This is a genomic window from Pseudotabrizicola algicola, assembly GCF_010915705.1.
GTDB lineage: Bacteria > Pseudomonadota > Alphaproteobacteria > Rhodobacterales > Rhodobacteraceae > Pseudotabrizicola > Pseudotabrizicola algicola.
Genome location: NZ_JAAIKE010000001.1, coordinates 238,109 through 262,581, shown reverse-complemented (window position 1 = coordinate 262,581; position 24,473 = coordinate 238,109). Strand labels below are relative to the sequence as shown.

Annotated in this window: 22 protein-coding genes and 2 tRNA genes; 13 read left to right on the top strand and 11 right to left on the bottom strand. The window is 63.5% G+C overall.

Annotation, left to right across the window (positions count from 1 at the left end; all coding sequences use genetic code 11):
* Nucleotides 1-8 precede the first annotated feature (8 nt).
* A complete protein-coding gene (locus tag G3572_RS01260; RefSeq protein WP_164608871.1) occupies nt 9-1,106 on the bottom strand; it encodes an efflux RND transporter periplasmic adaptor subunit in 1,098 nt (365 codons plus the stop codon).
* A 184-nt stretch (nt 1,107-1,290) separates the two neighbouring features.
* Entirely contained in the window at nt 1,291-2,256 is a 966-nt protein-coding gene (gene corA, locus G3572_RS01255) for a magnesium/cobalt transporter CorA (protein ID WP_164608870.1), read from the bottom strand.
* 110 nt (nt 2,257-2,366) lie between these two features.
* Between corA and G3572_RS01250 the strand changes: the two genes are divergently transcribed.
* The 3 genes from G3572_RS01250 to G3572_RS01240 all read left to right on the top strand — a co-directional run bounded on the left by G3572_RS01250 (nt 2,367) and on the right by G3572_RS01240 (nt 4,350).
* Nucleotides 2,367-2,440 (top strand) — tRNA-Cys (locus tag G3572_RS01250).
* 72 nt (nt 2,441-2,512) lie between these two features.
* Nucleotides 2,513-3,628, top strand: coding sequence for a DegT/DnrJ/EryC1/StrS family aminotransferase (locus G3572_RS01245; RefSeq protein WP_164608869.1), 1,116 nt, complete (start codon nt 2,513-2,515; stop codon nt 3,626-3,628).
* Nucleotides 3,625-4,350, top strand: coding sequence for an LbetaH domain-containing protein (locus tag G3572_RS01240; protein WP_164608868.1), 726 nt, complete (start codon nt 3,625-3,627; stop codon nt 4,348-4,350). The genes G3572_RS01245 and G3572_RS01240 overlap by 4 nt, the downstream gene beginning before the upstream one ends.
* Here G3572_RS01240 and G3572_RS01235 read toward each other — a convergent pair.
* From G3572_RS01235 to G3572_RS01225, 3 genes are read right to left on the bottom strand one after another with little or no spacing between them, the layout of a single operon-like run.
* Complete coding sequence (locus G3572_RS01235) at nt 4,334-5,890, bottom strand: glycosyltransferase (RefSeq protein ID WP_164608867.1); 1,557 nt, start codon at nt 5,888-5,890, stop codon at nt 4,334-4,336. The two genes, G3572_RS01240 and G3572_RS01235, sit on opposite strands and share 17 nt — an antisense overlap.
* Nucleotides 5,887-8,184 carry a rhamnan synthesis F family protein gene (locus tag G3572_RS01230; RefSeq protein WP_164608866.1) on the bottom strand — a complete coding sequence of 766 codons (2,298 nt, stop codon included), beginning with the start codon at nt 8,182-8,184 and terminating at the stop codon, nt 5,887-5,889. The genes G3572_RS01235 and G3572_RS01230 overlap by 4 nt, the downstream gene beginning before the upstream one ends.
* Complete coding sequence (locus tag G3572_RS01225; RefSeq protein ID WP_164608865.1) at nt 8,185-9,228, bottom strand: glycosyltransferase family 2 protein; 1,044 nt, start codon at nt 9,226-9,228, stop codon at nt 8,185-8,187.
* A 501-nt stretch (nt 9,229-9,729) separates the two neighbouring features.
* Between G3572_RS01225 and ytfQ the strand changes: the two genes are divergently transcribed.
* The 6 genes from ytfQ (at nt 9,730) to G3572_RS22250 (ending at nt 17,005) form a co-directional block, all read left to right on the top strand.
* Nucleotides 9,730-10,701, top strand: a complete 972-nt coding sequence (ytfQ, locus tag G3572_RS01220) for a galactofuranose ABC transporter, galactofuranose-binding protein YtfQ (protein ID WP_205518405.1) — start codon at nt 9,730-9,732, stop codon at nt 10,699-10,701.
* A 100-nt stretch (nt 10,702-10,801) separates the two neighbouring features.
* Complete coding sequence (locus tag G3572_RS01215; protein WP_164608864.1) at nt 10,802-12,328, top strand: sugar ABC transporter ATP-binding protein; 1,527 nt, start codon at nt 10,802-10,804, stop codon at nt 12,326-12,328.
* Nucleotides 12,325-13,341 carry an ABC transporter permease gene (locus G3572_RS01210; RefSeq protein ID WP_164608863.1) on the top strand — a complete coding sequence of 339 codons (1,017 nt, stop codon included), beginning with the start codon at nt 12,325-12,327 and terminating at the stop codon, nt 13,339-13,341. Before G3572_RS01215 ends, G3572_RS01210 begins: the two co-directional genes overlap by 4 nt.
* A complete protein-coding gene (gene yjfF / locus G3572_RS01205; protein ID WP_164608862.1) occupies nt 13,338-14,315 on the top strand; it encodes a galactofuranose ABC transporter, permease protein YjfF in 978 nt (325 codons plus the stop codon). The genes G3572_RS01210 and yjfF overlap by 4 nt, the downstream gene beginning before the upstream one ends.
* Before the next feature lies 1 nt (nt 14,316).
* A complete protein-coding gene (locus tag G3572_RS01200; RefSeq protein WP_164608861.1) occupies nt 14,317-15,072 on the top strand; it encodes a FadR/GntR family transcriptional regulator in 756 nt (251 codons plus the stop codon).
* 253 nt (nt 15,073-15,325) lie between these two features.
* Nucleotides 15,326-17,005: a Hint domain-containing protein gene (locus G3572_RS22250; RefSeq protein ID WP_164608860.1), complete on the top strand. Its 1,680-nt coding sequence runs from the start codon at nt 15,326-15,328 to the stop codon at nt 17,003-17,005.
* A gap of 45 nt (nt 17,006-17,050) precedes the next feature.
* Here the strand turns inward: G3572_RS22250 and G3572_RS01190 are convergent.
* Nucleotides 17,051-17,126: transfer RNA gene (locus G3572_RS01190), tRNA-Thr, on the bottom strand.
* A gap of 42 nt (nt 17,127-17,168) precedes the next feature.
* Nucleotides 17,169-18,839: an ABC transporter permease gene (locus tag G3572_RS01185; RefSeq protein WP_164608859.1), complete on the bottom strand. Its 1,671-nt coding sequence runs from the start codon at nt 18,837-18,839 to the stop codon at nt 17,169-17,171.
* Nucleotides 18,840-19,010: 171 nt separating this feature from the next.
* Here G3572_RS01185 and G3572_RS01180 point away from each other — a divergent pair, with 171 nt between their 5' ends.
* Nucleotides 19,011-19,883: a hypothetical protein gene (locus G3572_RS01180; protein ID WP_164608858.1), complete on the top strand. Its 873-nt coding sequence runs from the start codon at nt 19,011-19,013 to the stop codon at nt 19,881-19,883.
* 51 nt (nt 19,884-19,934) lie between these two features.
* Here G3572_RS01180 and G3572_RS01175 read toward each other — a convergent pair whose 3' ends face one another.
* Nucleotides 19,935-20,189, bottom strand: coding sequence for a DUF2312 domain-containing protein (locus G3572_RS01175; RefSeq protein ID WP_164609870.1), 255 nt, complete (start codon nt 20,187-20,189; stop codon nt 19,935-19,937).
* A 138-nt stretch (nt 20,190-20,327) separates the two neighbouring features.
* Here G3572_RS01175 and G3572_RS01170 point away from each other — a divergent pair, with 138 nt between their 5' ends.
* Nucleotides 20,328-20,543, top strand: coding sequence for a hypothetical protein (locus G3572_RS01170; protein WP_164608857.1), 216 nt, complete (start codon nt 20,328-20,330; stop codon nt 20,541-20,543).
* Here the strand turns inward: G3572_RS01170 and G3572_RS01165 are convergent.
* The 3 genes from G3572_RS01165 to G3572_RS01155 all read right to left on the bottom strand — a co-directional run bounded on the left by G3572_RS01165 (nt 20,530) and on the right by G3572_RS01155 (nt 22,989).
* The gene (locus G3572_RS01165; protein ID WP_164608856.1) at nt 20,530-22,338 is read right to left on the bottom strand and encodes an enoyl-CoA hydratase-related protein; all 1,809 of its coding nucleotides are present in this window, start codon (nt 22,336-22,338) and stop codon (nt 20,530-20,532) included. The genes G3572_RS01170 and G3572_RS01165 overlap by 14 nt on opposite strands.
* A gap of 95 nt (nt 22,339-22,433) precedes the next feature.
* The gene (locus tag G3572_RS01160; RefSeq protein WP_164608855.1) at nt 22,434-22,646 is read right to left on the bottom strand and encodes a hypothetical protein; all 213 of its coding nucleotides are present in this window, start codon (nt 22,644-22,646) and stop codon (nt 22,434-22,436) included.
* A 16-nt stretch (nt 22,647-22,662) separates the two neighbouring features.
* Nucleotides 22,663-22,989, bottom strand: coding sequence for a TraR/DksA family transcriptional regulator (locus G3572_RS01155; protein WP_164608854.1), 327 nt, complete (start codon nt 22,987-22,989; stop codon nt 22,663-22,665).
* A gap of 157 nt (nt 22,990-23,146) precedes the next feature.
* Between G3572_RS01155 and G3572_RS01150 the strand changes: the two genes are divergently transcribed.
* Nucleotides 23,147-24,010, top strand: a complete 864-nt coding sequence (locus G3572_RS01150; protein ID WP_164608853.1) for an MBL fold metallo-hydrolase — start codon at nt 23,147-23,149, stop codon at nt 24,008-24,010.
* A 36-nt stretch (nt 24,011-24,046) separates the two neighbouring features.
* Nucleotides 24,047-24,472: a YeeE/YedE family protein gene (locus tag G3572_RS01145; protein WP_205518564.1), complete on the top strand. Its 426-nt coding sequence runs from the start codon at nt 24,047-24,049 to the stop codon at nt 24,470-24,472.
* Nucleotide 24,473: the final 1 nt, after the last annotated feature.

Genomic DNA, 24,473 nt, shown 5'->3' with positions numbered 1-24,473 from the left:
TACGCCCCCTATTCGCTGGCCGCTGGCGACGAGAGGTCCACCGATGTGTCGATCACCACCTTCGCCTGATTGGACAGACGGTTCTGACCCGACGTGACGATCTGGTCGCCCGCCGCAATACCGCTGACAACCTCGATACGGTCTGCCGAGCGGCGGCCAAGGGTGACGAACACCTGTTCCACCTTGAGCCCGTCACCATCAGGTTTCACCACATAGATGGAGTCGCCGTAAAGACTTGAGATCACAGCGGTTTGCGGCACGGTGATAACGCCTTCCTCGGCGGGGAGAGCCACGCGGACCCGCAGGAACTGGCCCGGAAACAGGCGTGCGCCGGGATTCTCGACCTCGGCCCGAACCGAAACGAGGCGTGTTCTGGGGTCCACCTGCGGCTCGATCCCGGTGATGCGGCCCGAGGCATCAAAGGCCCCCACATCGGTGCTGACGCTGACCGAGCGGCCGAGATCCAGCGCGCCGATCTGCTGCTCTGGCACGGTGAAGTCGACAAACATCCGGTCAAGGTCTTGCAAGGTGGCATAGATGGTGCCGGGGCTGACATATTGTCCGACCTCGACCCGCGGAATTCCGATCACCCCTTCGAACGGAGCGGTCAGGGTCTTGGCATCAAGCGCCGTCTGCACCTGCGCAACCTGTGCGCGCGCGCTTTGTTCTTGGGCCTGCGCGGTTTCCACCGAGTTGGCGGTGCCGACGCCGCGTTCTGTCAGGGTGGCAGCACGTAGCGCCTCGGTCTGGGTAACGCCCAAGGCCGCCTCGGCGGCGGCAAGGGCCGCACGCTCGCTGTCATCGTTGATCTGGAGCAGAACCTGACCTTCGGAGACCCGCTCGTTCGAGGCAAATCCGATGGCACGCACCAGTCCGCCAGACTCGATCGCCAGATCGACACCACGACCGGAAATCGCGGTCCCGACCGCGTCGATCCCCGGCGTCCAAGTCACCGGTTCGACGGTTTGCACGGTGACCGGCACCGGCGGCGGCACCCGCCCCGCCATGAACTGCGCGATCATGTCATCGCGGAAGAACTTGAACCAGACGATCCCGCCCACAACGAGGCCAAGCAGAATGATCGCAATGAAAAGGCGTTTTGCCATCGGAAAGCCCCGTATCCAAACCGTGGTGCGCGCTCGAACAGTCGTGCGCGGCATACAAACTTTTATGTTTAGTGAACCTTTGAACCGACAAGTTCAAGTCTGGGGACGCAACCAAAGGGCAAGAATTCCCTGCAAAAACACACACCCTTACCGCAGTCCGCCGACTGCTGCATTTTTCTGCAGATCAGAGCCAGCCGCGGTGTTTGAAATAAAGATAGGGCATCACGGCAGACAGGACCATGGCCAGCAAGGCCACGGGATAGCCATAGGGCTGTGCAAGTTCCGGCATCACCTCAAAGTTCATACCGTAAATGGATGCGATGAGCGTCGGGGGCAGAAACACCACCGAGGCCACCGAGAAAATCTTGATGATGCCGTTCTGCTCGATGCCGATCAGACCCATCGTGGCATCCATCAGAAAGCCGATCTTTTGCGACATGAAGGCGGAATGATCTTCGAGCCCGCGCACATCCGAGGTCAAATCCTTGAGCCTTGCGCGCAGTTCCTTGGTATCGGGCGCATCGCGCAAGCGCTGGCCCCAGAACACGGTCAGGCGGTCGATCGTGCCCAGACTGTCGCGCAAGGTCGACACCAGATCGCCCTTGCGCCCGATTTCTTCCAGCACCGCCCGCCAGCCGCTGCCCTTTCGGGCCTGTGCGCCATTCTTGGCGAAGATATTGCGCGAAATCACCTCGATGTCGCGGGCGACGCGTTCAAGCACATCTGCCAGCCGGTCCACCATCACCTCGAGCAAGGACAGGGTGACAGCTTCGGCGGTGGCGCAAGGCAACCCGCCCCTGGCCGCGCGCTGCATGAACATCTCGAAGGCCTTGGGGCTGTGATAGCGCACTGTCACCAGTTGCTTCTGGGTCAACACAAGGGTTACCGGCGCAACTTCCGGAACGTCGCCTTCGGTTTGTGCAGGCAGTGTCACCGTCATGAACAAGGCACCGTCTTCGGCATATAGCCGCGAGGATTGCTCGATTTCATCCATATCCTCGCGCGTGGGCAGGTCCAGCCCGAGCGCGGCTTCAAGCATCGCCTCTTCATTGCCCTCGGGGCGCATAAGATCAAGCCAGAGCGCGTCCTCGGGCAAACCTTCTTCGATGCGGATCAGCCGTCCATCGCGATGTTGATAACCAAGGATCATGCACGCCCCCACGTTTTGCCCCGCCTTAGCACGCGGCCGCCGTCACAGACCAGTATGCAACACAGGCCTTGCATGCCCTGCCAAGCTGCGCTATTCGACGCCCATCACGAGGCGGGTGGGCAGGCAGGCTATGCACCGGATTGCAAATCCGTGAAGATCGGTTCGATTCCGATACCCGCCTCCATGATACTTTCCTTTCGCTTTGTATTTGCGTTTTTGCCTGCACTGACAGGGGATTAGCGCTATGACAGAGCGCATGACAACGATACCCGAGCCTGCAACACTCCGCTTTGGCCAACCGGTGATGCCGGATGAGGCCGAGTTGCTGCGCCTGATGGCAGAGGTTCTGCGCAGCGGACGTCTGACGAATGGCGGCCCCTTGCACGCAAGGCTGGAGGCGGAACTGGAGCTACAGATCGGCGGCCCGCTCCGGCTGACTTCGTCAGGAACGATGGCGGTGATGCTGGCCTTGCGTTTGGGCGGATTGCCTGCAGGGGGCGAGGTGATTACCTCGCCGCTCAGTTTTGCGGCGTCGGTGCAGGCGATCGACTGGTGCGGCCTGCGCCCTGTGTTTGCCGATGTGGAGCCCGAGTTCGGCACGCTTTGCCCGAAAGCGGTGGAACGCGCGATCTCGCCGCAGACGGTGGCGATTCTGGGCGTGCATTTTCAGGGGATCGCCTGCGACGTGGACGCGCTGGAGCGGATTGCGCGCGCGCACGGGCTTTGGCTTGTGTTTGATGCGGCGCAGGCGCCCGATCTGACGTGGCAGGGCAAAAGCCTTTGTCTTGCGGGGGATGCAAGCGCGATGTCGCTCCATGCGACCAAGCTTCTGACGACGGCGGAGGGCGGCGCGGTGGTGGTGCGCAGTCAGGATCACGCGGAGAGGCTGGCACGCATGCGCAACTTTGGTCTCGAGGGGGGCCGCCCGACCGGCCCCGGCATCAACGGGAAATTGTCCGAGGTTCATGCCGCCTTCGGACTGGCAGTTCTGCCGCGGCTAAAAGCCGAGTTGCGCGCTCGGGCCGAGGTTCGCCGCTGGTATGATGAGGCGCTTTCCGGTTTGCCTGTCAAAGTGCTGGCGCCTCGCCCCGACAGCAGCGAAAGCCATATCTATTACACGTTGCAGGTGCCGCCTGTCCGGCGTGCCAGCATGATTGCGGCGCTGGAGCGTGAAGGGATCATGCCTCGCGTGCCGTTTGATCTGCTGTGCGGGCCGGGAACCACCCATGATGGCGCGCCGATCCATAGCGGCAGCGGCGCGGTCGTGGTTGCGGATGTGGCGGGCAGCTTTCTTTCGTTGCCGCTTCACGGAGACATGCAGCCTTCGGACATGGCACGGGCCGCGACTGCGCTGGGGAGGGCGCTGGAATGATCGCAAAGCCCCCTGAGGAGAGGATCGGCGGGGTCGAGGCATTTGACCAGATCGTGCTTTACGGCAGCCGCGGGCACAGCCAGATGATCTGGCAGGTTTTGCAGGGCATCTGGCAGGGGCGCGCCCAGCTTCGGGCAGTGATCGACGATCTGGAAAACGGGTTTGACCATCCGGCCTTGGGCGTGCCGGTGATATCGGGCGGCGAACGCTTGCTGCGGTTCGCCGATGTGCCTGTCCTGCTGTCGATGGGCGATGGTGCCCTGCGCGCGCGGATCGCGGCTCGGCTTGCCGCAGAAGGCGCGGTGCTGGCGAGCGCCCTGCACCGCAGGCCCGAAAGCATTGCGCCCGATGCACAGATCGGCGCGGGCTGCATCCTGAACCCGGCGACGCTGATCAGCCCCAATGTCACGCTTGGCGCCGGTGTGCAGGTCCTTGCAGCGGCAATCGGCCATGATGTGACCATCGGGGCCTACAGCACGCTGGCCTATGGCGCCGTGGTCAACGGCCATGTCGAGATGGGCCGGCAGGTCAGCATCGGGGCCGGTGCGATCATAAACAACGGCCGCCCCGGCAGACCCTTGCGGATCGGGGATGGCGCGGTGATCGGCGCGGGAGCGGTGGTGATGCGCGATGTTGCGGCAGGGGCGCGGATGGTAGGCAATCCGGCGATGACCACCCGCGACTGGGCGCGCATGCAGGCTTTGGTCAGGCGAGCGCGCTGAGCAGTTCGTCGCAATAGCGGGCAAGCCCCAGATGCGGGCGCAGCAGGGCGCGGCGGTTGTGGCGCGCGCGCGGCGTATCGCTGCGGGCAAAATCAAGCGCTGCCGCGACAAAACCCGGCTGATCTCCGCTTGCCACAAAGCGCCCCAAAGGGTCTGCAATGCCTTGCAAGCCGATGTCGGCGGCATACCCCACGAAAGGGGTGCCGGTGGCCGCGGCATGGATCAGGGTTGTCGGCCCCGCATCTTCCCGCGAGGTCAGCAGATAAACCGACGCTGCGCCATACCATCCCAGCGGCTGCGCGACAAATCCGGGCAGCGTAAGGGGCAAGCCGCTTGCCTGTGCCTGACCGGCCAGTTGCCGCGCCCAAGGATCGAGCGCCCCGAGCCAGACAAAGCGCGCCTGCGGCAGCTGGGTGGCAATCTCATGCGCTGCGGCAAGAAACAGATCAAACCCCTTGCGTCTGTCTGCATGCCCCGCCCCGATGAACATGTGCCTGCCCAGTCTGGAGCGGCGGCGCAGCCGGAATTCGTCCAGCGGCGTGACTGGCAGCACCACACCGGGGCGAACCACGGGCAGCGGGCCAAGGTCTTGCTCCAGCGCTTCGGCCATGCGCGGGAAAGAGGCGATCAACCGCGCCCCTGCCCGCTGCGCATCGACCAGTGCGGGGATCAGGCCCTGCGCCTCAAGATAGCCGCGCATTTCGTGCACCAGCAAAAGCGTGCGCAACCCGGCCCGCGCACTGGCCTCTGCCATCGGGGCGGCAACCGCGCTGCTCACGATCACCGGCACTCCGGCGGGCACCCCCGAACAAAGCCCCGCCGCGTGCCACCCTTCCGCAAGCACAAACACGGTGCCAATCCGGCGCAGAGGCGTAACCAACGGCCCCCCGTCTTGCAGCACGAAGATCGGAGAAAATCCGCGCTTTGCCAGATCGCGCGCAAGATCCAGCAGCAGAAGCGGAACGCCCGCCTCTTGCGCATCATGCGCGGCAAGCAGGATGGGATTGTTCAGCGCAAGCGCCGTGTCGGCCATCGCTTTTGCTGATTGAACGGCGCTGCGCGGGGCGGGCTTTGGCAAATGGCCCGCAGCCTTGCCGCCGCCCATGAAATGGGCAAAGGCCCCCGTCTCTTCCAAGCGAAGATAGCAGCGGCGGTAGAAGACGGCATCGAATTCGCCCGAGGGGCTACGACCTTCGGCATCTCCATGACGCGCGAAATGCCCGCCCGGCGACATGCCCGACGCCGCCACATCGGGATAGCGCTGCAAATAGAAGTCAGGGTCGATCATCGGATGCGGACGGAGCCACACGGGGCCGACATCTTGCGCCAGATAGTCATCGAGAGCCGTCGGCTTGCCGCGCGTCGCCCAATCGGGGTGCTGCTGCTTGTAGAAGCGCGTTGAGAAATAGGGGGACGGGTCCAGCCCCAGACGATCCCCCTCGGCACGAAAATGCGCCAAGGCATCTGGCACGGGCGCGGAAAGCTGGCTTTGATAATAGGCCGGATCAAAAAATCCCGCACAAGGCAGGGGGCGCATCATTGCTGGAACTGTCCTTCTTGCAACGCCTTGCGTACGTCCTCGTTGCGCCGCGCGGCGATCTGGCGGGATTTGTGCTGGGTGCTGCTGGCCGGAGCCACACGGATCATGCGATGCCCGCTCGCCTGACACAGCACTCCGAACAAACGCTCTATCGCATGGGCGGGGGTGGCATCCACCTGCCCTGTTTCCGGCGGGAAGTGCCCGCTGTTCAGACCAAGACCAAGCAAGGGCTGCAGCACCAGCCGGCGCGCCCAGAACATCGAGCCGACAGGAAACTCCAGATCGGCATCGGCGGGCAAGGCGCATGGCGCAGGCAGACGCGCAACAAGTTCGCGCGCGATGTCCAGATTGTCCCCCCAATGCGCCGCCGCAAGAACCGATCTGAAGGTCAGCGGAGCCACCATGCCCAGATCGGGGATGGACTGGAACAAGGACACGATGCGCAAGACTTCCTCACGGCTTGGCAGCAGGCAGGTCAGGCAGTGATCGAGCCATTGGTCCAACCCCCCGGAATGAGGCGATTTCTTGCCATGCAGATGCAGGACAAGGTCATGGCCCGCATGGGCATCGGCAAAACCGCAAAGCTTGCCATGCACATCGCGGCCCCTGTTCGCGACCACCCTTACCTTCGCCGAGGGCAGAACGGCGGCGATCTGCGCCGCCTTGTCGTCACTATCGGTCGAGACATAGAGGCGGTGCGGCAGGTCCAGCGCCTGCAGGCGATCCCGAAAGCAGGCCGCAAGGTCAGCATAATAGAGATGCAGGAACACCCCGATGGGCCGGTCGATCCTGACGCCAGAATTACGGGGCCACAGGCGCAGATGGCGCTTCTGACGATCCCGCGAAAAGCCTTCCGGAGTGTGGGGATAAAAGGGGCGGTTGCCCAGAAGACGGATGCGAGCCTGCACCGGATCAAGCAAGGTGTCAGGCGCGGCGAGGTCGAGCAGCATGTCATCGGCGCAATCCAGCAGCCTGCGCGCACGGGCACAAACCCGTTCCAGCACGGCCAGAGTTGCGGGGGCATCGGGGGCTAGGGCGGCGGCTTGCGCCTCGCGGTGGTCGATCATCGCGGCATGGATCACGCCGCTGCGCGCCTCGGACGGGGCGGCGCGCACATTCAATGCCGCGAAAGAAGAGCGGCGGGCCATCACCGCGCCGATGCGCAACACCGCAAAAGCCGCGCGCTGCATCGCCATTTCCACCGACATGCCCTCGGGGGTTGTGCTCGGGTCGGTCAAATGCAGCGTCACCTCCAACCGGTGCTGCTGCATCAAGCCATCCAGCCATGCGGCGAGATCGGGCGCATCCGTCTCGGGGCAATCGGTCAGCTCCAGCCGCAACACATCGCCGCGCAGGGGGTGGGCAGGACGCGGCGCAAAGGCAGGCTCGGCCCGCATGCCAAGGGCCAAGAGCTGCTGTGCCGCATCGGCAAGGATACGCGCACGGGCGGCAAAGCTGAACCTGCTGCGCATCAGCCCTGCGATATGGCGCCGATCCGGCTGTGCCGACAAAAGCGCGGACAGCGCCGGACCGACATCGGCAGGCGCATCGACCTGCACCAGCGCCGACAGGGACTCATCGGCAAACCCTTGCACGCGGTCCGACAGCACTTGCGCCCCGCAGGCCAGAGCGTCAAAGCTGCGGTTGGACATGAAGCCCAGTTCGGCCATGTTGGACATGTGGCTGTTCAGGACCACGGCAGAGCGGGCATAGACCTGCGCCAAGCCGTCAATCTCGAGCCTTTCGCTGCGGATGTGGCGCTGTGGCACCGCCCCTTCCCAGCCCTGCCCCCAGATATGCACATCAAAGCCTTGTGCGATGGCGGCCAAGACAGCGCTGCGGGGCACCCTCGGGGCAAGGTTGCCGACAAAGCTGACCTGAAGATCAACCGGATATCCGCCGCGCGCCTCGGGGTTGAAAAGTGCCGGATCGGTGGCTTGCGGCAGAAACCGCGCCTCTTGCCCCAGGGCAGAACAGCGCGCGGCCAGCGTGGCAGAGGCGATGAACACCGCCTGATAGCGCGCAAGATGAGCCAAGGCGGCGTGATTGGGCGGGCTGATGATCCAGAGCAGGTTCGGAACACCCGGCACCGGATCATCGAGATGCGGCCCGACGATGCGCAGCACCACCTCATCCCGCCCCGAAAGCTGCGGCCGCTCGTCCCGGAAGAACAGCGTGCAGTCATGGCCGATCCGCTCGAAAGCGGCGGCAAGGCACCGCGCATACCCCAGATCGCCCCAGCTTTCGGCATTGGCCCGGCGGGCGTTCAGACCGATGTGCAGGCGCAGCGCCATTCACCGCTCCTGCGCGCGCAACTCGGCAAAAACCGAATAGAGATGGAGCGCGAGACGCCGAGACAGCACCGCCGAATCTGCCGCATGGAGGCAGTCGCAGTAGAGACGATACCCCTCTTCGGTGCGAATGAGGCTGGCTGCACGCGCGCGGTGCCAGTCGCAGCTTTGCTGGTGCAGCGACTCGATGCGCGGCAAGGCCCGCAATGCCGCGATTTCCTGCGCCAATGCGGCGGACCACAGGGTTATCGCGCTGTTCTCGACGGTGTTGAAATTGCGCTCCACCCAATAGCCGAGGTCGATCGTCTTGACGCGGCGGTTCGCGAGGCCGCGGGCGGTCTTGACGATGAAACTTTCCACCGACCGCAGGGAATAATGGTTCAACTCGATCAGGCTGCGCCCCGTTGTGAGGGTGGGTAAGGCGATTTGCCCGTCGCGGGCGGCGAACTCGGGAGGCAAGGGCTGGCCTGCGCCGTCAAACCAGTTCGGCAGCGCGTCCGCCACCCGCCGCTTGGGCCGGTGAACGCCGGGCTTTTGAAAGCGGGAGGGCCGATACAGCGTCTTGATGTATCGGCCGGCAATCGGGTGGAACAGATCCTCCGGCGCCGAGCGCAAGAACTGCGCCGTAACCGGCTGATCGTCAAAGCGCACATGGCCGTTCGCCCCGAAGAGACGCCAAGGCATTGCAAGCGCATCGGCATTCGGCGGCAATGCGGCGAAAGCATCGGCCAACCGATGCTGGCCCGCGTGGATCATCGGAAACTCGTCGACGTCAAGAAACACCGCCCAGTCGTAGCCCGCTGTAAGGTCGTCCTTGACCACCTTTTGCAAGGCCTGCCATTGCACGCTTTTGTCAGGTGGGGCGCGATGCGGAATGTGGCGCAACACGCCCTGTTCGGCCAAGCCGGTCAGCAACTTATCTGTCCCGTCCTCGCAATCATTAGAAAAGACGACAAAATCTGTCACTCCAATCAAGCGGTTATAGGCAAGCCACTCCAGCAGGAACGGGCCTTCATTCTTGACGCAGGTGAAGGCAAGGATTTTCAACAGATCACTCCAGAGGCGCGGCGAGGATGCACCATGATGCCAGCATTTCACATGGCACTTTGCCTGCGCAAGGCTTCCGCGTTCAAAACCTGCCAAGCGGATGAACAGCCGTCAGATGATGATTCGATCAGGCGGGCAAAAAAGGCGGAGCGCGAGGAGACGCGGGTGCAATCCCGCACCCCGAGGATCGGGCTGGCAGCGGGTCGCGGGGCGGATTGCCCGCAGGATTGCCACCGAAGTCGGTTTGTCATGCAGCGCGCGTCTGGCACCTTCGGCCCGCGCTCGACCTCGGACACAAAGCATAACGAAAACATGTATTTAAGAGGGCATTCTAACCTTGTTTTCCAGATCGGGAAAGACCGCCCGCTCCGCGCCCGCAGGCCCGGTTTGATGTCAATTCCGTGCGCTGCATATAGAATTTTACATATAGTATTACTTTTGCTAGCCTCCTGTCAGGTCGACGGGAGGAGACGTCTGCCGCACAATCCTAGGGAGGGATTCATGTCCATTATCAAGAAACTCGCGCTGGTCGCGGGTATCGGCGCACTCATGTCTTCAACGGCTTATGCCGAGGGACTGGCAGGCAAGGTGATCGGGTTCTCGCAGATCGGGTCGGAATCCGGCTGGCGCGCCGCGGAAACCTCGGTGACAAAGGCCGAGGCGGAGCGTCTGGGCGTTGACCTGAAGTTTGCCGATGCGCAACAAAAGCAGGAAAACCAGATCAAGGCCCTGCGCGGCTTTATCGCGCAAGGTGTCGATGCCATCCTGATCGCCCCCGTGGTGTCGACCGGCTGGGAAGAGGTGCTGACCGAGGCCAAGGACGCAGAGATTCCCGTGGTGCTGCTGGACCGCGGCATCGACGCACCCGAAGACCTTTACCTGACGTCGGTCGCCTCGGATCAGGTGAAGGAAGGCCGGGTTGCAGGCGAATGGCTGGTCAGCACCGTGGGGGATCGCGAGTGCAAGGTGGTGGAACTGCAAGGCACCGTCGGGTCATCCCCCGCCATCAACCGCAAACAGGGCTTTGAAGAAGGCATCGCAAGCGCGTCCAACATCTCGATCATCCGCAGCCAGACCGGCGATTTCACCCGCTCGAAGGGCAAGGAGGTGATGGAAGGCTTCCTGAAGGCCGAAGGCGGTGGGGCCGGTATCTGCGCGGTCTATGCGCATAATGACGACATGGCGGTGGGGGCCATCCAGGCGATCAAAGATGCAGGCCTGAAACCGGGCAGCGACATTCTGGTCGTGTCGATCGACGCCGTGCCGGATATCTTTGCCGCGATGGTCAGCGGTGAGGCGAATGCCACGGTGGAACTGACGCCGAACATGGCCGGTCCGGCCTTTGCCGCGCTGGATGCCTATCTGAACGCGGGCACGGTGCCGGAGAAGTTCATCATCACCGAGTCCAAACTCTACACCCCCGCCGATGACCCGCAGGGCGAATATGATCGCCGCAAGGGTCTGGGTTACTGACACCCTCGCAAGCATCCGTCGGCGGGAATAATCCCGCCGGCGGAATTGCTTTATGCAGTCAAAAGCAGAACTGTGGCAGGCAGGAAACGGGGGGCAGGACATGGCAGACGGAGAAACTCCGGTGCTGGAGGCGCGTGGGATCACCAAGATCTTTGGCCAGCACAGGGCGCTGGACGGCGTCGATTTCGCGGTGCGCCCCGGCGAGGTGCATGCGCTTCTGGGTGAGAACGGCGCGGGCAAATCCACACTCATCAAGATACTCACCGGTGCCTATCAGCCCGATGGCGGCGAGATTGTGCTGGAGGGCGCGCCGATCCGCTTTACCGATCCGCTGAATGCGCAGGGCGCGGGGATCGGCACCGTCTATCAGGAGGTCAATCTTCTGCCCAACCGGTCTGTCGCCGAAAACCTGTTTCTGGGCCGTCAGCCGACGCGGTTCGGCCTTGTGCAGCGCAAGGCGATCGTGACGGAGGCCACCGCGCTGATGGCGGCTTACGGGCTTGATATCGATGTGCGTGCAGAGCTGGGCAGCTTTTCCGTGGCCGTGCAGCAGATTGTGGCGATCGCGCGGGCGGTGGAACTGTCGGGCAAGGTCTTGGTGCTGGACGAACCCACGGCGAGCCTTGACCGTAACGAGGTGGAAAAGCTGTTCGAAGTGGTGGCCAAGCTCAAGGCGCGCGGGCTTGGCATCATCTTCATCACCCATTTTCTGGATCAGGTCTTTGCTCTGGCTGATCGGGTCACGATCCTGCGCAATGGCCAGTTGATCGGCACCCGCGATCTGCGCGAACTGACGGCAACCGAGGTGGTGCGCATGATGCTGGGCAAGGATCTGGCCTATGGTCACAGCACGCTGCCGGTCGCCGAGGCCGCCAAGGGCCCCGTCAAGGTGACCTTTACCGGCCTTGGCCGCGCGGGCCGTGTGGCCCCCTTCACGCTGTCCCTGCACGAAGGCGAGGTGGTGGGCGTGGCCGGACTGCTCGGCTCTGGCCGGACCGAGATGGCGCGGCTCATGTTCGGCGTGGACACGGCGGATGAGGGCGAGATCATGGTGTCTGGCAAGCCGTTGAAAATCCGCAACCCCGCACAGGCGGTCATGGCGGGATTCGGCTTTTGCCCCGAAGACCGCAAGCTGGACGGGATATTCGGTGAACTCTCTGTGCGCGAGAACATCATCATCGCCCTGCAGGCCAAACTGGGCTGGTTCCGCGCGCTGCACCGGGACGAGCAGGACGAGATTGCCGGGCGCTATGCCGATGATCTCGACATCCGCGCGGCCAGCCATGACATGCCGGTCAAGCTCTTGTCGGGGGGGAATCAGCAGAAGGTGATCCTTGCCCGCTGGCTGGCCAATGACCCGACCTTCCTGATCCTGGACGAACCCACGCGCGGCATCGACGTGGGCGCCCATGCCGAAATCGTGCGCACCATCAACCGATTGCGCGAGGAAGGGCTGGCGCTTCTGGTGATCTCGTCCGAACTGGATGAGGTGGTGGCCTATTCAAACCGCGTGGTGGTGATGCGCGACCGCCAGATGGTCGCCGAGTTGCACGGCGCCGACATCACACCGGCGGTGATCGTCGCCGCCATTGCCGACAACACAGGTTCTGCGGAGGCCAGGATATGAAACGGCATCCTCTGACTGCCGCGCTGCTGCGCCCGCAATTTGCCGCGCTGGCGGCGGTCTTGTTCATCAACTGGCTGCTGTTTCCGGGCTTTTTCACCATAACTTGGCAAGATGGACGCCTTTTCGGCAGCCTTATCGATGTGCTGAACCGCGGTGCGCCCGTGGCCATTCTGGCGATTGGCGTCACCGCGGTGATCGCGACCAAGGGTGTTGACCTTTCGGTGGGCGCCGTGATGGCCATTTCCGGCGCGGTCGCGGCGGTGATGGTCTCTAGCGGCACACCTGCCACGATCGCGATTCCGGTGGCGCTGCTGGCGGGGCTGGTCTGTGGCTTCTGGAACGGGGTGCTGGTGACCTATCTCGACATTCAGCCGATCATCGCCACGCTGGTGCTGATGGTGGCCGGACGCGGGCTGGCGCAGTTGATCACGGAAGGCTCTATCGTCACCTTTTCCGACCCGCTCCTCAGCTTCATCGGCACCGGAGCATTCCTTGGGTTGCCGATGCCGGTGGTGATTGCACTGGTGCTGATGGTCGGGGCCACCTTGGCGGTGCGGCGCACGGCGCTTGGACTGCTGATCGAGGCGGTGGGGGTGAACCGCTCTGCCGCGCGTTTTGCGGGCATTTCCAGCCGCTTGCTGCTGCTGCTCGTCTACAGCTTTGCCGGGGTCTGCGCCGCCATCGCGGGGCTGATCGTCGCGGGCGACATTCGCGGCGCCGATGCCAATAACGCGGGCCTCTGGCTGGAACTGGATGCAATTCTGGCCGTGGTTCTGGGCGGCACCTCGCTTTTGGGCGGGCGCTTTTCGATCCCGATGTCGGTGGTGGGTGCCCTGATCATTCAGGCGATGAACACGGGCATCCTGATTTCCGGCTTTTCGCCGCAATTCAACCTTGTGGTCAAATCGGGGGTCATCATCCTGATCCTTGTGCTGCAATCGCCAATGGCCGCCCAGTGGATGGGCCGCCATCTGTCTTTCCTCACCTCGCCCCGCAACAGGAGCGCCAAATGAACCGCGCGCTGCGCCCCCTGCTGGCGACCACCGCCATCTTCCTGCTCGCCTATATTGCGGCGGTGCTGCAATACCCGTCGATGCTGTCAACCCGCGTGCTGGGCAACTTCCTGACCGACAACGCTTTTCTGGGAATTGCGGCGGTGGGGATGACTTTTGTGATCCTCTCGGGCGGGATCGATCTGTCGGTGGGGGCGGTGATCGGCTTTTCCACCGTGCTGATCGCGACGCTGATCATGTGGGCGGGCCTGCACCCGCTGCTGGCCTTTGCCATCACGCTGGTGATCTCGGCGGCATTCGGCGCGGTGATGGGGGCGGCCATCCATTACCTGAAGGTGCCTTCTTTCATCGTGACGCTGGCGGGGATGTTTCTGGCGCGCGGCGGGGCCTCGGTGCTGTCGCCCGACAGCATCGGCATCAAGCACGACCTTTATACCAACATCTCGCGCAGCTACATCCTGCTGCCGGGCGGCGGGCGTCTGACCGTGATTGCGATGATCATGCTGGCGGTCTTTGTGCTGGGCATCATCCTTGCGCATCGCACCCGCTTTGGCTCTTACGTCTATGCGCTGGGGGGCAACGAGACCTCGGCCGCGCTGATGGGGGTTCCCGTGGCGCGCACGACCATTCTTGTCTATACCCTGTCCTCCACCCTGGCCGGGATCGCCGGGATCGTGTTCTCGCTCTATACATCGGCGGGTTATTCCCTGTCGGCACTGGGGGTAGAGCTTGATGCCATCGCTGCCGTGGTCATCGGCGGCACCCTGCTGACGGGCGGCTACGGCTTTGTGGCGGGCACCTTCATCGGGGTGATGCTGCAAGGTCTGGTGCAGACCTACATCGTCTTTGACGGCACCTTGTCGAGCTGGTGGACCAAGATCGTGATCGGCGGGCTTCTCTTTTTGTTCATTCTGTTGCAAAGACTGGTGTTCTCGGCCTCATCCCCACGAAAAAAGGCGTTTAGGAAATCCTGACATGAGCGAACCGGGGAGTTTGGTGCGCGCGCTCTCCGGGCGGCAGACGGCGCGGAACTACCATTCCTATGTGATTTCCGAGGTCGGTCTGGGCATCGCCTCGGGGCGCTTTGCCGTGGGGTCGATCCTGCCCAATGATGCCGAGATGATGGACAGCTTCGGCGTGTCGCGCACCGTGCTGCGCGAGGCGCTCAAGACGCTGGAGGCGAAAGGGCTGGTCGAGGCGCGGGCCAAGGTCGGCACCCGTGTGCTGTCGCGCGGCCGCTGGAACCTGTTTGACCGCTCGGTGCTGGGCTGGATTCAGGAGGCCGGACCGGATGCCGCCTTTCTGACCAGCTTTATCGAGTTGCGCGATATGGTCGAAATGCAGACAGCCACCTTGGCGGCCACCCGGCGCACCGCCGAACAGGTGCGAATGCTGCACTACTGGCTGAACCAGCGCGAGGCGATGACGGGGCTGAGCGAGCCCTATGCGCTGGCCGAATTCGAATTTCACCGCATTTTATGCGAGGCGAGCCAGAACCCGTTCCTGCGGGCCGCCTCTGGTCTGGTGGAATTTGGCGTGGTGCAGGCGGCGCGGGCGCGGATCGAGGCGCGGGTAGAGGATTTCGCATCCGAAAAATCGTCCCTTTACAAAGATCTGGCCGATGGCGTCACGTCCGGCGCTCCCCAGACAGTGGCGCAGGCGATGGCGGCGATCCTTACCATCGACAGGACGTGGATCTTGAACGCCCCCCCTGCCCCGAACGCCGGCTGACCGCACCCGGCTTTTTCGGACCGTCCTGCCTGCGCAAGCGGACTGGGTGCAGCCAAGCCGGCACTCTGCCCATCGATGCCGCGCCGCCGCGCGCGGGATAAAAAGGGCACGCGCCACTCAAACAATCTGTCGGCGATCCGTTCCTAACCGGGCGATGCCCAAAAGGACCCGACAGGATGAACGCCGAATACTTTGATGCCGACAGGTCTGGCGCGCCCGGAGTGGCCGCCTCTTGCTGTGTCGGAGCCGCGGCATGAGCGTCACCTCGACTGTCAGCGGGATTTACGAGTATAACGGCAGCCTTGCCTCTATCGGTCTGGGCAGCATCCTCGACACTTCGCTTCTGAATGTCGGCGGCGGCCCGCTGGCCGGCACCTTTGTGGATAACAACGGACAGTTGTCACAGGCCGATGACGGGCAGACCACCTTTGCGCTGACGGGCGGCAGTGCGGGTCAGATTGATTACCTCGGCTCGGGCACGATTTCCGCACTGGGATTTCTGGGGATCAAGGTAGACCCCCGCCCCGTGGCCGTTTTCGTCGTCAACGGGCAGATCTACTTCTACGCACCCCAAGGGCTGCCCCTGCTTTCGGGCCTGACCTTCAGCCTTGATGTGGATGCAAACGCCACCTTTACCCTGCCTGCCGCAGCCGATGGCAAGGTCGATGGCCTCGACACCGCCGAGACGATGAATGTGGGCTATACCGACCTGCAAGGCGACCGGATCACCGAAAATGCCGACAGCGTGTTTGGCAACGGCGGGAATGACACCATCAACGCGGGGGGCGGCAATGACACCGTGTTCGGCGGCAGCGGCAATGACAGCCTGCTGGGGTTCACCGGAGACGACCGCCTGCATGGCGACGACGGCAATGACACGCTTATCGGCGGGATCGGCAATGACACGCTGTTCGGCGGCAGCGGTGCCGACCGACTTGACGGCGGCGACGGCAACGACAGTCTTGTGGGCGGTGGCGGCGCCGATCTTCTGTTTGGCGGCGCGGGCAATGACACCCTTGTCATTGACTCGGCCGGAACAGTGCAGGCGAGTGGCGGTGATGACCGCGATCTGATCGTTCTGCGCAACGGACTTCTGTCAGCCAGCTCAACGATTGACGGCGGCGAAGGGGGGGATGACCTCGACACGCTCGATCTGCGGGACGCAGGGCCAAGGCGCATCGTCTACGACAGCACCAACCGTGAAAACGGCCAGATCTTATGGCTGAACCCCGATGGCAGCGAAACCGGACAATCGACCACTTTCACCAATATCGAAAAGGTCATCTGCTTTGCCAGCGGCACACGCATCACCACGATGGGGGGAACCTGCGCCGTGGAAGACCTGAGCGTGGGAGATTACGTGCTGACCTATGACCACGGCTACAGGCCGATCCGCTGGATCGGCTCGCGCCTGCTGTCATCGCGCGAGGTGGTGGCGAATGATCTCTTGCGCCCCATCGTCATCCGCGCGGGGGCGCTTGGCTATGGCCTGCCCGAGCGCGACCTGACCCTGAGCCGCCAGCATCGGATTCTTGTCAAGTCGCGCGTGGCAGAGCGCATGTTCGGGCAGCGCGAAATGCTGGTTCCGGCAAAAGACCTGCGCGGTCTTGCCGGAGTGGATACGGCCGAAAATGTTCAATCGGTGGAATACTGGCATATCCTGTTCGATGACCACGAAGTGATTCTGAGCGAAAACGCCCCCACCGAGTCTTTCTTCTTCGGTCCGCAGGCCAGAGGCATGATCTCAGCCGAGGCCTACGAGGAAATCGAGTCGCTGTTTCCCGGCATGGAAAGCGTGACAAAATCCCTGGCCCGCAATGAAACACGCGGCCAGAAAGCGCGACGCTTTGTCGAGCGGATCACATGCAACGGCAAACTGGTGATCGAGTCTGATGCGGGGGCATCAGCATGCATGCAGGCAGCACAGGCCTGAGCCGGGGCCATTCCCCAAGACATTCCGCCACAGACAAGAAGACTATGGTGCCCCCAGCAGGACTTGAACCCGCGACCCCCTGATTACAAATCAGGTGCTCTACCAGCTGAGCTATAGAGGCATGGTCTTGAAATACCCGCGCAAGGCGGCGGGTGCAAGCCCTTCATCGATTGGCCCGCGCCATCAATGCGACCGCGAGCAGCCCGACCGCCATCACCATGAGCGCGGCGGGCGCGGCCTCTTCCAGACGTTCGAGACTGGCCAGTTCATAGACCCTTGTCGCAAGCGTGTTATAGTTGAAAGGCCGCAGTAGCAGGGTTGCGGGCAACTCCTTTACGCAATCGACAAAGACCACAAGCAGCGCCGTGGCGACCGAGCCGCGCATCAACGGCAGATGCACCGCCCACAGCGCGCCGCCGGGCGTGCGACCGAGCGAACGGGCAGCCATCGGCAAAGACGGAGAAATCCGGCCGAAGGCCGCATCGACCGCCCCTTGGGCCACCCCGAAAAAGCGCACCGAGTAGGCGAGCACCAAGGCCGCCGCCGTTCCGGTCAGCAGCAGCCCCGGGTCCCAGCCCGTGAGCGCCAGCACCGCATCGGCGAGTTGATGATCAAGTGCTGCAAGGGGAATCAGAATCCCCACTGCCAGCACCGCACCGGGCGCGGCATAGCCGAGCGTTGTCACCGGCAAGACCCATCGCGCGGCAGAGCGGTGGGCCATGCGCAGCCCGTAAACCAGAAACAGTGCGGCCCCCACCGTCAGCACCGCCGCTGCCCCGCCGGTGATCAGCGTGTTGACAAAGGCTTTCGTCAGGCCGGGCGACAGCCACGTTTCGGGACGGCGCAGGGCGTGCCATCCCATGATCGCGACCGGCAGCACAAAGCCCACCATAACCGGCAGCGCGCAAAGCGCGAAGGCCGCCCAGCCCGCACCGCCCTTGAGCCGCGCTGGCTCTACCGGGCGCGCGGCGCGGCCGACGCGATGAAAGCGCGCATTGCGGCGGCTGATCCGCTCCAGCCCCAGAAGAACGAAGATCAGCATCAGCACAACACCCGCGATTTGCGCCGCGCCGCCTGCGTTATTCCCGTTGAGCCAGGTCGAGAAGATGCCGGTGGTCAGTGTCTGCACGCCGAAATACTGCACCGTGCCGAAATCGGCCACCGTCTCCATCAGGGCCAAAGCCACGCCGGTGGCAATGGCGGGGCGGGCCAGCGGCAGACCCACGCGGCCAAACAGACGCCAAGGACCGCAGCCCAAGGCGCGCGCCACTTCATAGGCTGCACCCGATTGCTCGCGAAAGGCCGCACGCGCCAGCAGATAGACGTAAGGGTAAAGCGCCGCCGACAGCACCACGATCGCCATCCCGCGCGAGCGGACCTGCGGGAACCAGTAGTCGCGCGCGGATTCATACCCCATCAATCCGCGCAGGCCGGTCTGCACGGGGCCGGCATATTGCAGCACATCGACGAGTGCATAGGCCCCCACATAAGCCGGGATCGCCAGCGGAAACAGCAGCACATAATCGAGCCAGTTCCGTCCCGGAAAGCGATACATCGTCGTGAGCCATGCGGCCCCGGTGCCAACCATCGCGGTAAGCACGGCAACACCCAGCATCAGCACAAGGGTATTGCCCAGATAGCGCGGCAAGACCGTGCGGCTGAGGTGTGGCCAGATGTTCTCTGTCGGATGAAAGGCGATCCACAGCACCGATGCCATCGGCGCGACGACCACGACGGCAATCAGGATGGCGCCAAGGGTCCACACATCAAGGCGCGGGACGCGCAGGGCGGACCGGGAGGAAGGCGTGGGAACTTGACTATTTTGCTGGGTCATCCCGCCCCTGCTAGCATTCGCCACCCTGTCCTGTCCAGATCAGCTGCGGGGAAGCGTTGCCGCAGGGACTCTGTCGGCATTTCTTATGCTGCGGTGGGTGCCATGCCCCGTGGCAACGGGCCGGAATGGCCTTATAGTCGGGACACAAAAACGAGGCAGGTTCAAAGCAGGATGCGTATTGTCTATCATCTCGGCGCCCATTGCACAGACGATGAACGTCTGGTGCGCTGTCTGCTGAAGAACCGTCAGACCCTTGGCGCGCAGGGAATCGTGGTGCCGGGTCCGGCGCGCTATCGGTCTTTGCTGCGCGATACCGCCATCACGCTCAAGGGACAGCCCGCCAGCCGCGACACGCAGGCACTGGTGCTGGAGCAGATCATGGAGGAGGACCGGGCCGAGCGGCTCGTGCTGTCATGGGACAACTTTCTGTCCTTTCCGCAATGGGTGGTGAAGGACCGGCTGTATCCTGCCGCCGCAGAGCGCGTGCGCGCCTTTACCCAGATCTTCCCAGACATCGAGGCAGAATTCCATCTGGCCATCCGCAACCCGGCCACCTTCCTGCCCGAGCTTTTCGCAAAGCAGCGGGACAAGACATTTGACCAGTTCATGGACGGGATAGACCCGCAAGACCTGCAATGGTCCGAGGTGATCGAGGATGTGCTGACCAACAACCCAGAGGTGCCGCTGACGGTCTGGTGTGACGAGGACACGCCCTTGATCTGGCCCGAGGTGCTGCAAGCGGTGTCGGGCCATGCCGAGGGGACAGAACTTGAAGATGCCGATGATCTTCTGGCCGAAATCATGTCTCCCGAGGGGTTGGCGCGGATGAAGGCCTATATCGAAAGCCATCCGGTGCAGACCACGATCCAGCGCCGCCGCATCGTTTCGGCATTCCTTGACAAATTCGCCCTGCCCGAGCGCGTGGAGATGGAGATCGAGGTGCCGGGCTGGACCGAGGAGACAATCCGCGCCCTGAGCGAGGCTTATCAGGCCGATGTGGCACGCATCCGCGCGCTGCCCGGGGTGACTTTCCTGTCGGCCTGACAGGCGCGGCGCGCGGCAAAAGGGGCGCTCCCCCGTTCTGCCGCAAATTACTCAAGCCATGCCCAATGCCGCCTTATACATTTCAAGAACGGCCTCTTCCTCGGCGATTTCATCGGGCTTGCGTTTGCGCAGGGCGATGACCTTGCGCATTACCTTGGTGTCATAGCCGCGGCCCTTGGCTTCGGCGAAGAGTTCCTTTTCCTGCTCGGCGATGTCTTTCTTTTCCGCCGCCAGTTGTTCGGCCCGCTCAATGAACTGGCGCAGCTCGTCAGCCGTCACGGAGTAGTTGTCTATAGCGTCGCTCATCATGGCCTCGTGCTGTGCGGTTGGACCTCTTCCCTATCGTGGCCCTGTCAGCGGTTCAAGTCGTCCGGGGGTCGAGACTTGCGCAGCGCGCAGGCATCGGCTAGGCGGCGCTGACCCGATTTCAAAGGATGTCGACAGATGGAAATGCTGATCTGGGGCGGAACCGCCCTGACGCTGGCGGGAGTGCTGACGCTGTTGTGGTGCATCCTGCTGGCGATGAGAGCGCGCAAATCCGCCCTCCCCGAGGAGGCGATCAAGGCGCAGCTTCAGAAAGTTGTCGTGCTGAACCTCGGCGCGCTTGCGGTTTCGGCTCTGGGGCTGATCGTGGTGGTGGTCGGTGTCATCCTTGGCTGAGCCTGCCGGAAAACCCACGGCCGGCGGAAACGAGCGCATCTAGCGCCGGCACAGGCCGCCAGACCTCTGCCTCGGCAGCCCATTGCACCAGATCGCGGCGCAAGATCATCAGGCCGCGCTGCTCGGCCTGATACATCGGCCCTCCACTTTCGGCAGGCAGGCCAAGGCCGAAAACGGCGACCAGATCGATATCGCTGGCCGATTGCGCAAGACCCGAGGCAAGGATGCGCGCACCTTCGTTGGCAAGCGCGCCCAGCCAGCGGTTCACGATTTCCTGCGGCTGCATCAAGCGCAAGAGCGGGCCAAGTTCAGCCTGCGGCATGGCCGGTGCGGGCACCCCGAAGTCGACAAGCGCCGCGCGGATGGCATCGGGCGGCACGCCTGACGCTTGCAGCGCACGCAGGGCCGCCGCGCCTGCCCCGGCAAGCCGCCCGGAGATGCCCAAGGGCGACTGAACCCCGGTCAGCACCACGGTTTGCCCAAGCCGCCGCAAGAACGCCATCGCCTGCACCGCCGCCGCCGCGGGACAATTGGCGGGCAGCCCAAGCTCTGCCACCCGCCCCCACACCACAAGGCGCAGCGCGCCTTCCGGCAAGGGTCCGCGCCCCATGACCAAAAGGGGCACGGCAGGGCGAGACTCTGGCACCGCTGTATCGGATGCGACGATGACAAGATCGGCGCGCGCAATTTCGGCCGCGTCCACCACCGTGCGCAGACGCGCCCAGTCGGCGTCGCGCTGCGCGGCAGACAGGGTGCCCCCCTGCACAGCCGCCTCTTGCCGCGAGGCGATGGTTTGCAGCATGGCGACAAGACGGTTACGGTCCGGCTCCAGCACCGTCACCGCCAGCCCGCGCACCAGCGCCATCAGAGCAAGCGCGGTCATCTGGGGCGAGGCCCCCACTAGCGCGGGCCGCACGACAGGCCCGGCCTTGATCTGTTGCAAAGCCTCGGGCATCTGTGCCGCCCGGCGCTCGGCGCGCGCCATATGCGCCAAGGCCAGGGTGCGCGGCATCGCATCGCGCTCGGCCGCAAGTGTCGCCTCCAGCGCAAGGCCCTGTTCGGCGGGCAGCAGCAGTGCAGCCTCGGTGCAATCGGCAAGTGCCATCGCCAGACTGTCCGGTGCCGCCGTTGCCCGCACGGCCTTTATCGCCTGCAAATAGGCTTTGGCATCCGCCGTCCCGGTCGCCTTGCGCATTAGCCTTGCGTTGGCCTGAGCCCAGGCGCGCGCCGCAGCAACGATCTCGGCCTGCGTGTCAGCTTCGACAATCTGATCGACCAGCCCGATCACCAGCGCCTCGGGCGCAGGAATGGGCCGCGACTGGATCAGCAAGCGCAGCGCATGTTCGGCGCCGACAAGATGGGGCAGACGCTGGGTGCCGCCCGCGCCGCTGATCCGCCCGAGGCGTCCGGCAGAAAAGGCGATGCTTGCGCCCGGCGTTGCAATGCGCCAACGGGCCGCCAGTGCCAGCTCTGCGCCCGCCCCGGCGACCATGCCTTCGAGCAACACAAACACCGGAACCGGAGCCTGCTCGATTGCTCTGCACAGATCGGCCATCGTCGGCTTTTCCTGATCATCCGGCGATGGCAGGTCCGGCCCCCCGTCCGCATGCCGGGCCATGACCCTGTCTGCGGCGCGCAACAGAACACCGGCCCGACCGATTTCAAGCGAGGCAAGCTCGGCCAAAAGTGCCGCACGCTGGGCGGCAGACAGCCAAAGGCCATCGGCAAAGCGGGACAGCGTGATTTCGGCGAATGCGTCCGAAGTGGTCACATCGATGCCGTTTGTCACTGTCATGTCCTTGCCTGTGTCCCGCCGCTCCCACAGTGCAGCGCAACGGGACTTGCGGTCAAGCCGCTGCGGCCAGCCCGCTGCAAGACGCCTGCGCAGGGTCAGACAGGCATGTTGTCAAATCCGGCCTCGATCTCTGCATCGCGTGCCAGCGACTCTTCGAGGCGTTCCCGATGCAGTCCGGGCAAGACCTCTCCCAAGGCCTGCATCTGCTGAAACAGCGGCGCAAGGGATAGCAGGTTGCCTTGTGCCGCCTGTTCGGCAGCCTCATGAGCCAGACGGGCAATCCGGTTCAGATCGTCTTTCGTTGCCATGACCTTTCCCCTTCTCTTACGCGCCTGCCGCACAGTCGCGGCAAAAGGGCGTGAACGGCAGCACATCCAGACGTTCTTCGCTGATGGCGGCACCGCAGCGCGCGCACTGGCCGTATTGTCCCGATGCAATCCGGGTCAGCGCCGCGTCGATCATCCGTATTTCGGAGAGGGCAGACTGCCCCATGCTTTCAAGCACCTCATCCCCTTCGCGCTCGGTCGCCCGTTCTTCCCAATCGCGGTTCTGGGGGCTGTCGAGTTCGGACTCGATCGCGCTCATCCGGTCTGCAAGTGCGGCGCGGCGGCTCTGAAGTTCGCCTTTGCGGTCAGCCAGTGTTTTGCCCATGATATCCCCCATGTTCCAACCCTACTTTCAGGCATTCGCCCTGGTGCTGCCTTGATGCAGGTCAAAGATCGACGGATTTCAGAGAAATACATATTCAAAACTTGAAATATGTTTTTGCCTTCGCTATATCACCCCCAGACAGCCAAGGGAGACGACAATGACCCCCACCGTTCAGAGCTTTTTCGACGAAGCCACCAATACGATCACCTATGTCGTGATCGAGCCCCAAGGCAAAGCCTGCGCCGTGATCGATTCCGTCCTCGATTTCGATTATGCCTCGGGTCATACCGATACACGTTCGGCCGATCTGGTGATTGCCTATATCCAAGAGCATGGCCTTGATCTGCAATGGATTTTGGAAACCCATGTCCATGCCGACCACCTCTCCGCCGCGCCCTATATCCAGGAGCGTCTGGGCGGCAAGATCGGGATCGGCGACCGGATCACCGTTGTGCAGGACACCTTCGGCAAGATTTTCAACGAAGGCACCCGCTTCCAGCGCGATGGCTCGCAGTTTGACCAGTTGTTCCGCGAGGGCGACAGCTTTCACATCGGGCAATTGCGCGGCGATGTGCTGCACACCCCCGGCCATACGCCTGCCTGCCTGACCTATGTAGTCGGTGATGCCGCTTTTGTGGGTGACACCTTGTTCATGCCCGACTTCGGCACCGCGCGCTGCGACTTCCCCGGCGGCTCCGCCGAGGCCCTGTTCGACTCGGTGCAGAAAATCATGGCGCTGCCGGACGAGACACGCATCTTCGTGGGCCATGATTACAAGGCGCCGGGACGCGACGAATTTGCTTGGGAAACCACGGTCGGCGCACAGAAGGCACTGAACATCCATGTTGGCGCAGGCAAGAGCCGCGAGGAATTCGTCGCCATGCGCGAATCCCGCGATGCCACGCTGGCTATGCCCCGCCTGATCATCCCGTCTTTGCAGGTGAACATGCGCGCAGGCCAGATGCCAGAGCCGGAAGACAATGGCCAAGTCTACCTCAAGGTTCCGGTCAACGGCCTCTGAGCCGTTGCCCCCTCTCTCACATCGGAAATGACCATGCTGCAACAAGACTGGATCTGGGGCCTGATCGGCGGCCTGATGATCGGAAGCGCGGGCGCGCTCTTCCTTTTGATGAATGGCCGCATCATGGGTGCCTCCGGCATCATAGGGGGACTTGTGGACGGCTCGGGGCGCGGCAACTGGGGCGAACGGCTTGCCTTTCTGGCCGGGCTGGTTCTGTTTCCGCCCGTTTTGGCAGGGCTTTATCAGACGGTGGATACGCGCCTGACAGACAATGTCTGGCTGCTGGCCGCCGCCGGATTGCTCGTCGGCTTCGGGACGCGCCTTGCCAACGGCTGCACCTCGGGCCACGGGGTCTGTGGCATCTCGCGGCTGTCATGGCGGGGGCTGGCGGCGACGATGGTCTATATTGCGGCGGGCGGCGTCATCGTACTGCTGTTCCGCCATTGGCTGGGGGTGATCTGAC

Coding starts and splice junctions, on each gene's coding strand:
- G3572_RS01260 (WP_164608871.1), bottom strand. CDS start 1,106: ATGGCAAAACGCCTTTTCATTGCGATCATTCTGCTTGGCCTCGTTGTG.
- corA (WP_164608870.1), bottom strand. CDS start 2,256: ATGATCCTTGGTTATCAACATCGCGATGGACGGCTGATCCGCATCGAA.
- G3572_RS01245 (WP_164608869.1), top strand. CDS start 2,513: ATGACAACGATACCCGAGCCTGCAACACTCCGCTTTGGCCAACCGGTG.
- G3572_RS01240 (WP_164608868.1), top strand. CDS start 3,625: ATGATCGCAAAGCCCCCTGAGGAGAGGATCGGCGGGGTCGAGGCATTT.
- G3572_RS01235 (WP_164608867.1), bottom strand. CDS start 5,890: ATGATGCGCCCCCTGCCTTGTGCGGGATTTTTTGATCCGGCCTATTAT.
- G3572_RS01230 (WP_164608866.1), bottom strand. CDS start 8,184: ATGGCGCTGCGCCTGCACATCGGTCTGAACGCCCGCCGGGCCAATGCC.
- ytfQ (WP_205518405.1), top strand. CDS start 9,730: ATGTCCATTATCAAGAAACTCGCGCTGGTCGCGGGTATCGGCGCACTC.
- G3572_RS01215 (WP_164608864.1), top strand. CDS start 10,802: ATGGCAGACGGAGAAACTCCGGTGCTGGAGGCGCGTGGGATCACCAAG.
- G3572_RS01210 (WP_164608863.1), top strand. CDS start 12,325: ATGAAACGGCATCCTCTGACTGCCGCGCTGCTGCGCCCGCAATTTGCC.
- yjfF (WP_164608862.1), top strand. CDS start 13,338: ATGAACCGCGCGCTGCGCCCCCTGCTGGCGACCACCGCCATCTTCCTG.
- G3572_RS01200 (WP_164608861.1), top strand. CDS start 14,317: ATGAGCGAACCGGGGAGTTTGGTGCGCGCGCTCTCCGGGCGGCAGACG.
- G3572_RS22250 (WP_164608860.1), top strand. CDS start 15,326: ATGAGCGTCACCTCGACTGTCAGCGGGATTTACGAGTATAACGGCAGC.
- G3572_RS01185 (WP_164608859.1), bottom strand. CDS start 18,839: ATGACCCAGCAAAATAGTCAAGTTCCCACGCCTTCCTCCCGGTCCGCC.
- G3572_RS01180 (WP_164608858.1), top strand. CDS start 19,011: ATGCGTATTGTCTATCATCTCGGCGCCCATTGCACAGACGATGAACGT.
- G3572_RS01175 (WP_164609870.1), bottom strand. CDS start 20,189: ATGAGCGACGCTATAGACAACTACTCCGTGACGGCTGACGAGCTGCGC.
- G3572_RS01170 (WP_164608857.1), top strand. CDS start 20,328: ATGGAAATGCTGATCTGGGGCGGAACCGCCCTGACGCTGGCGGGAGTG.
- G3572_RS01165 (WP_164608856.1), bottom strand. CDS start 22,338: ATGACAGTGACAAACGGCATCGATGTGACCACTTCGGACGCATTCGCC.
- G3572_RS01160 (WP_164608855.1), bottom strand. CDS start 22,646: ATGGCAACGAAAGACGATCTGAACCGGATTGCCCGTCTGGCTCATGAG.
- G3572_RS01155 (WP_164608854.1), bottom strand. CDS start 22,989: ATGGGCAAAACACTGGCTGACCGCAAAGGCGAACTTCAGAGCCGCCGC.
- G3572_RS01150 (WP_164608853.1), top strand. CDS start 23,147: ATGACCCCCACCGTTCAGAGCTTTTTCGACGAAGCCACCAATACGATC.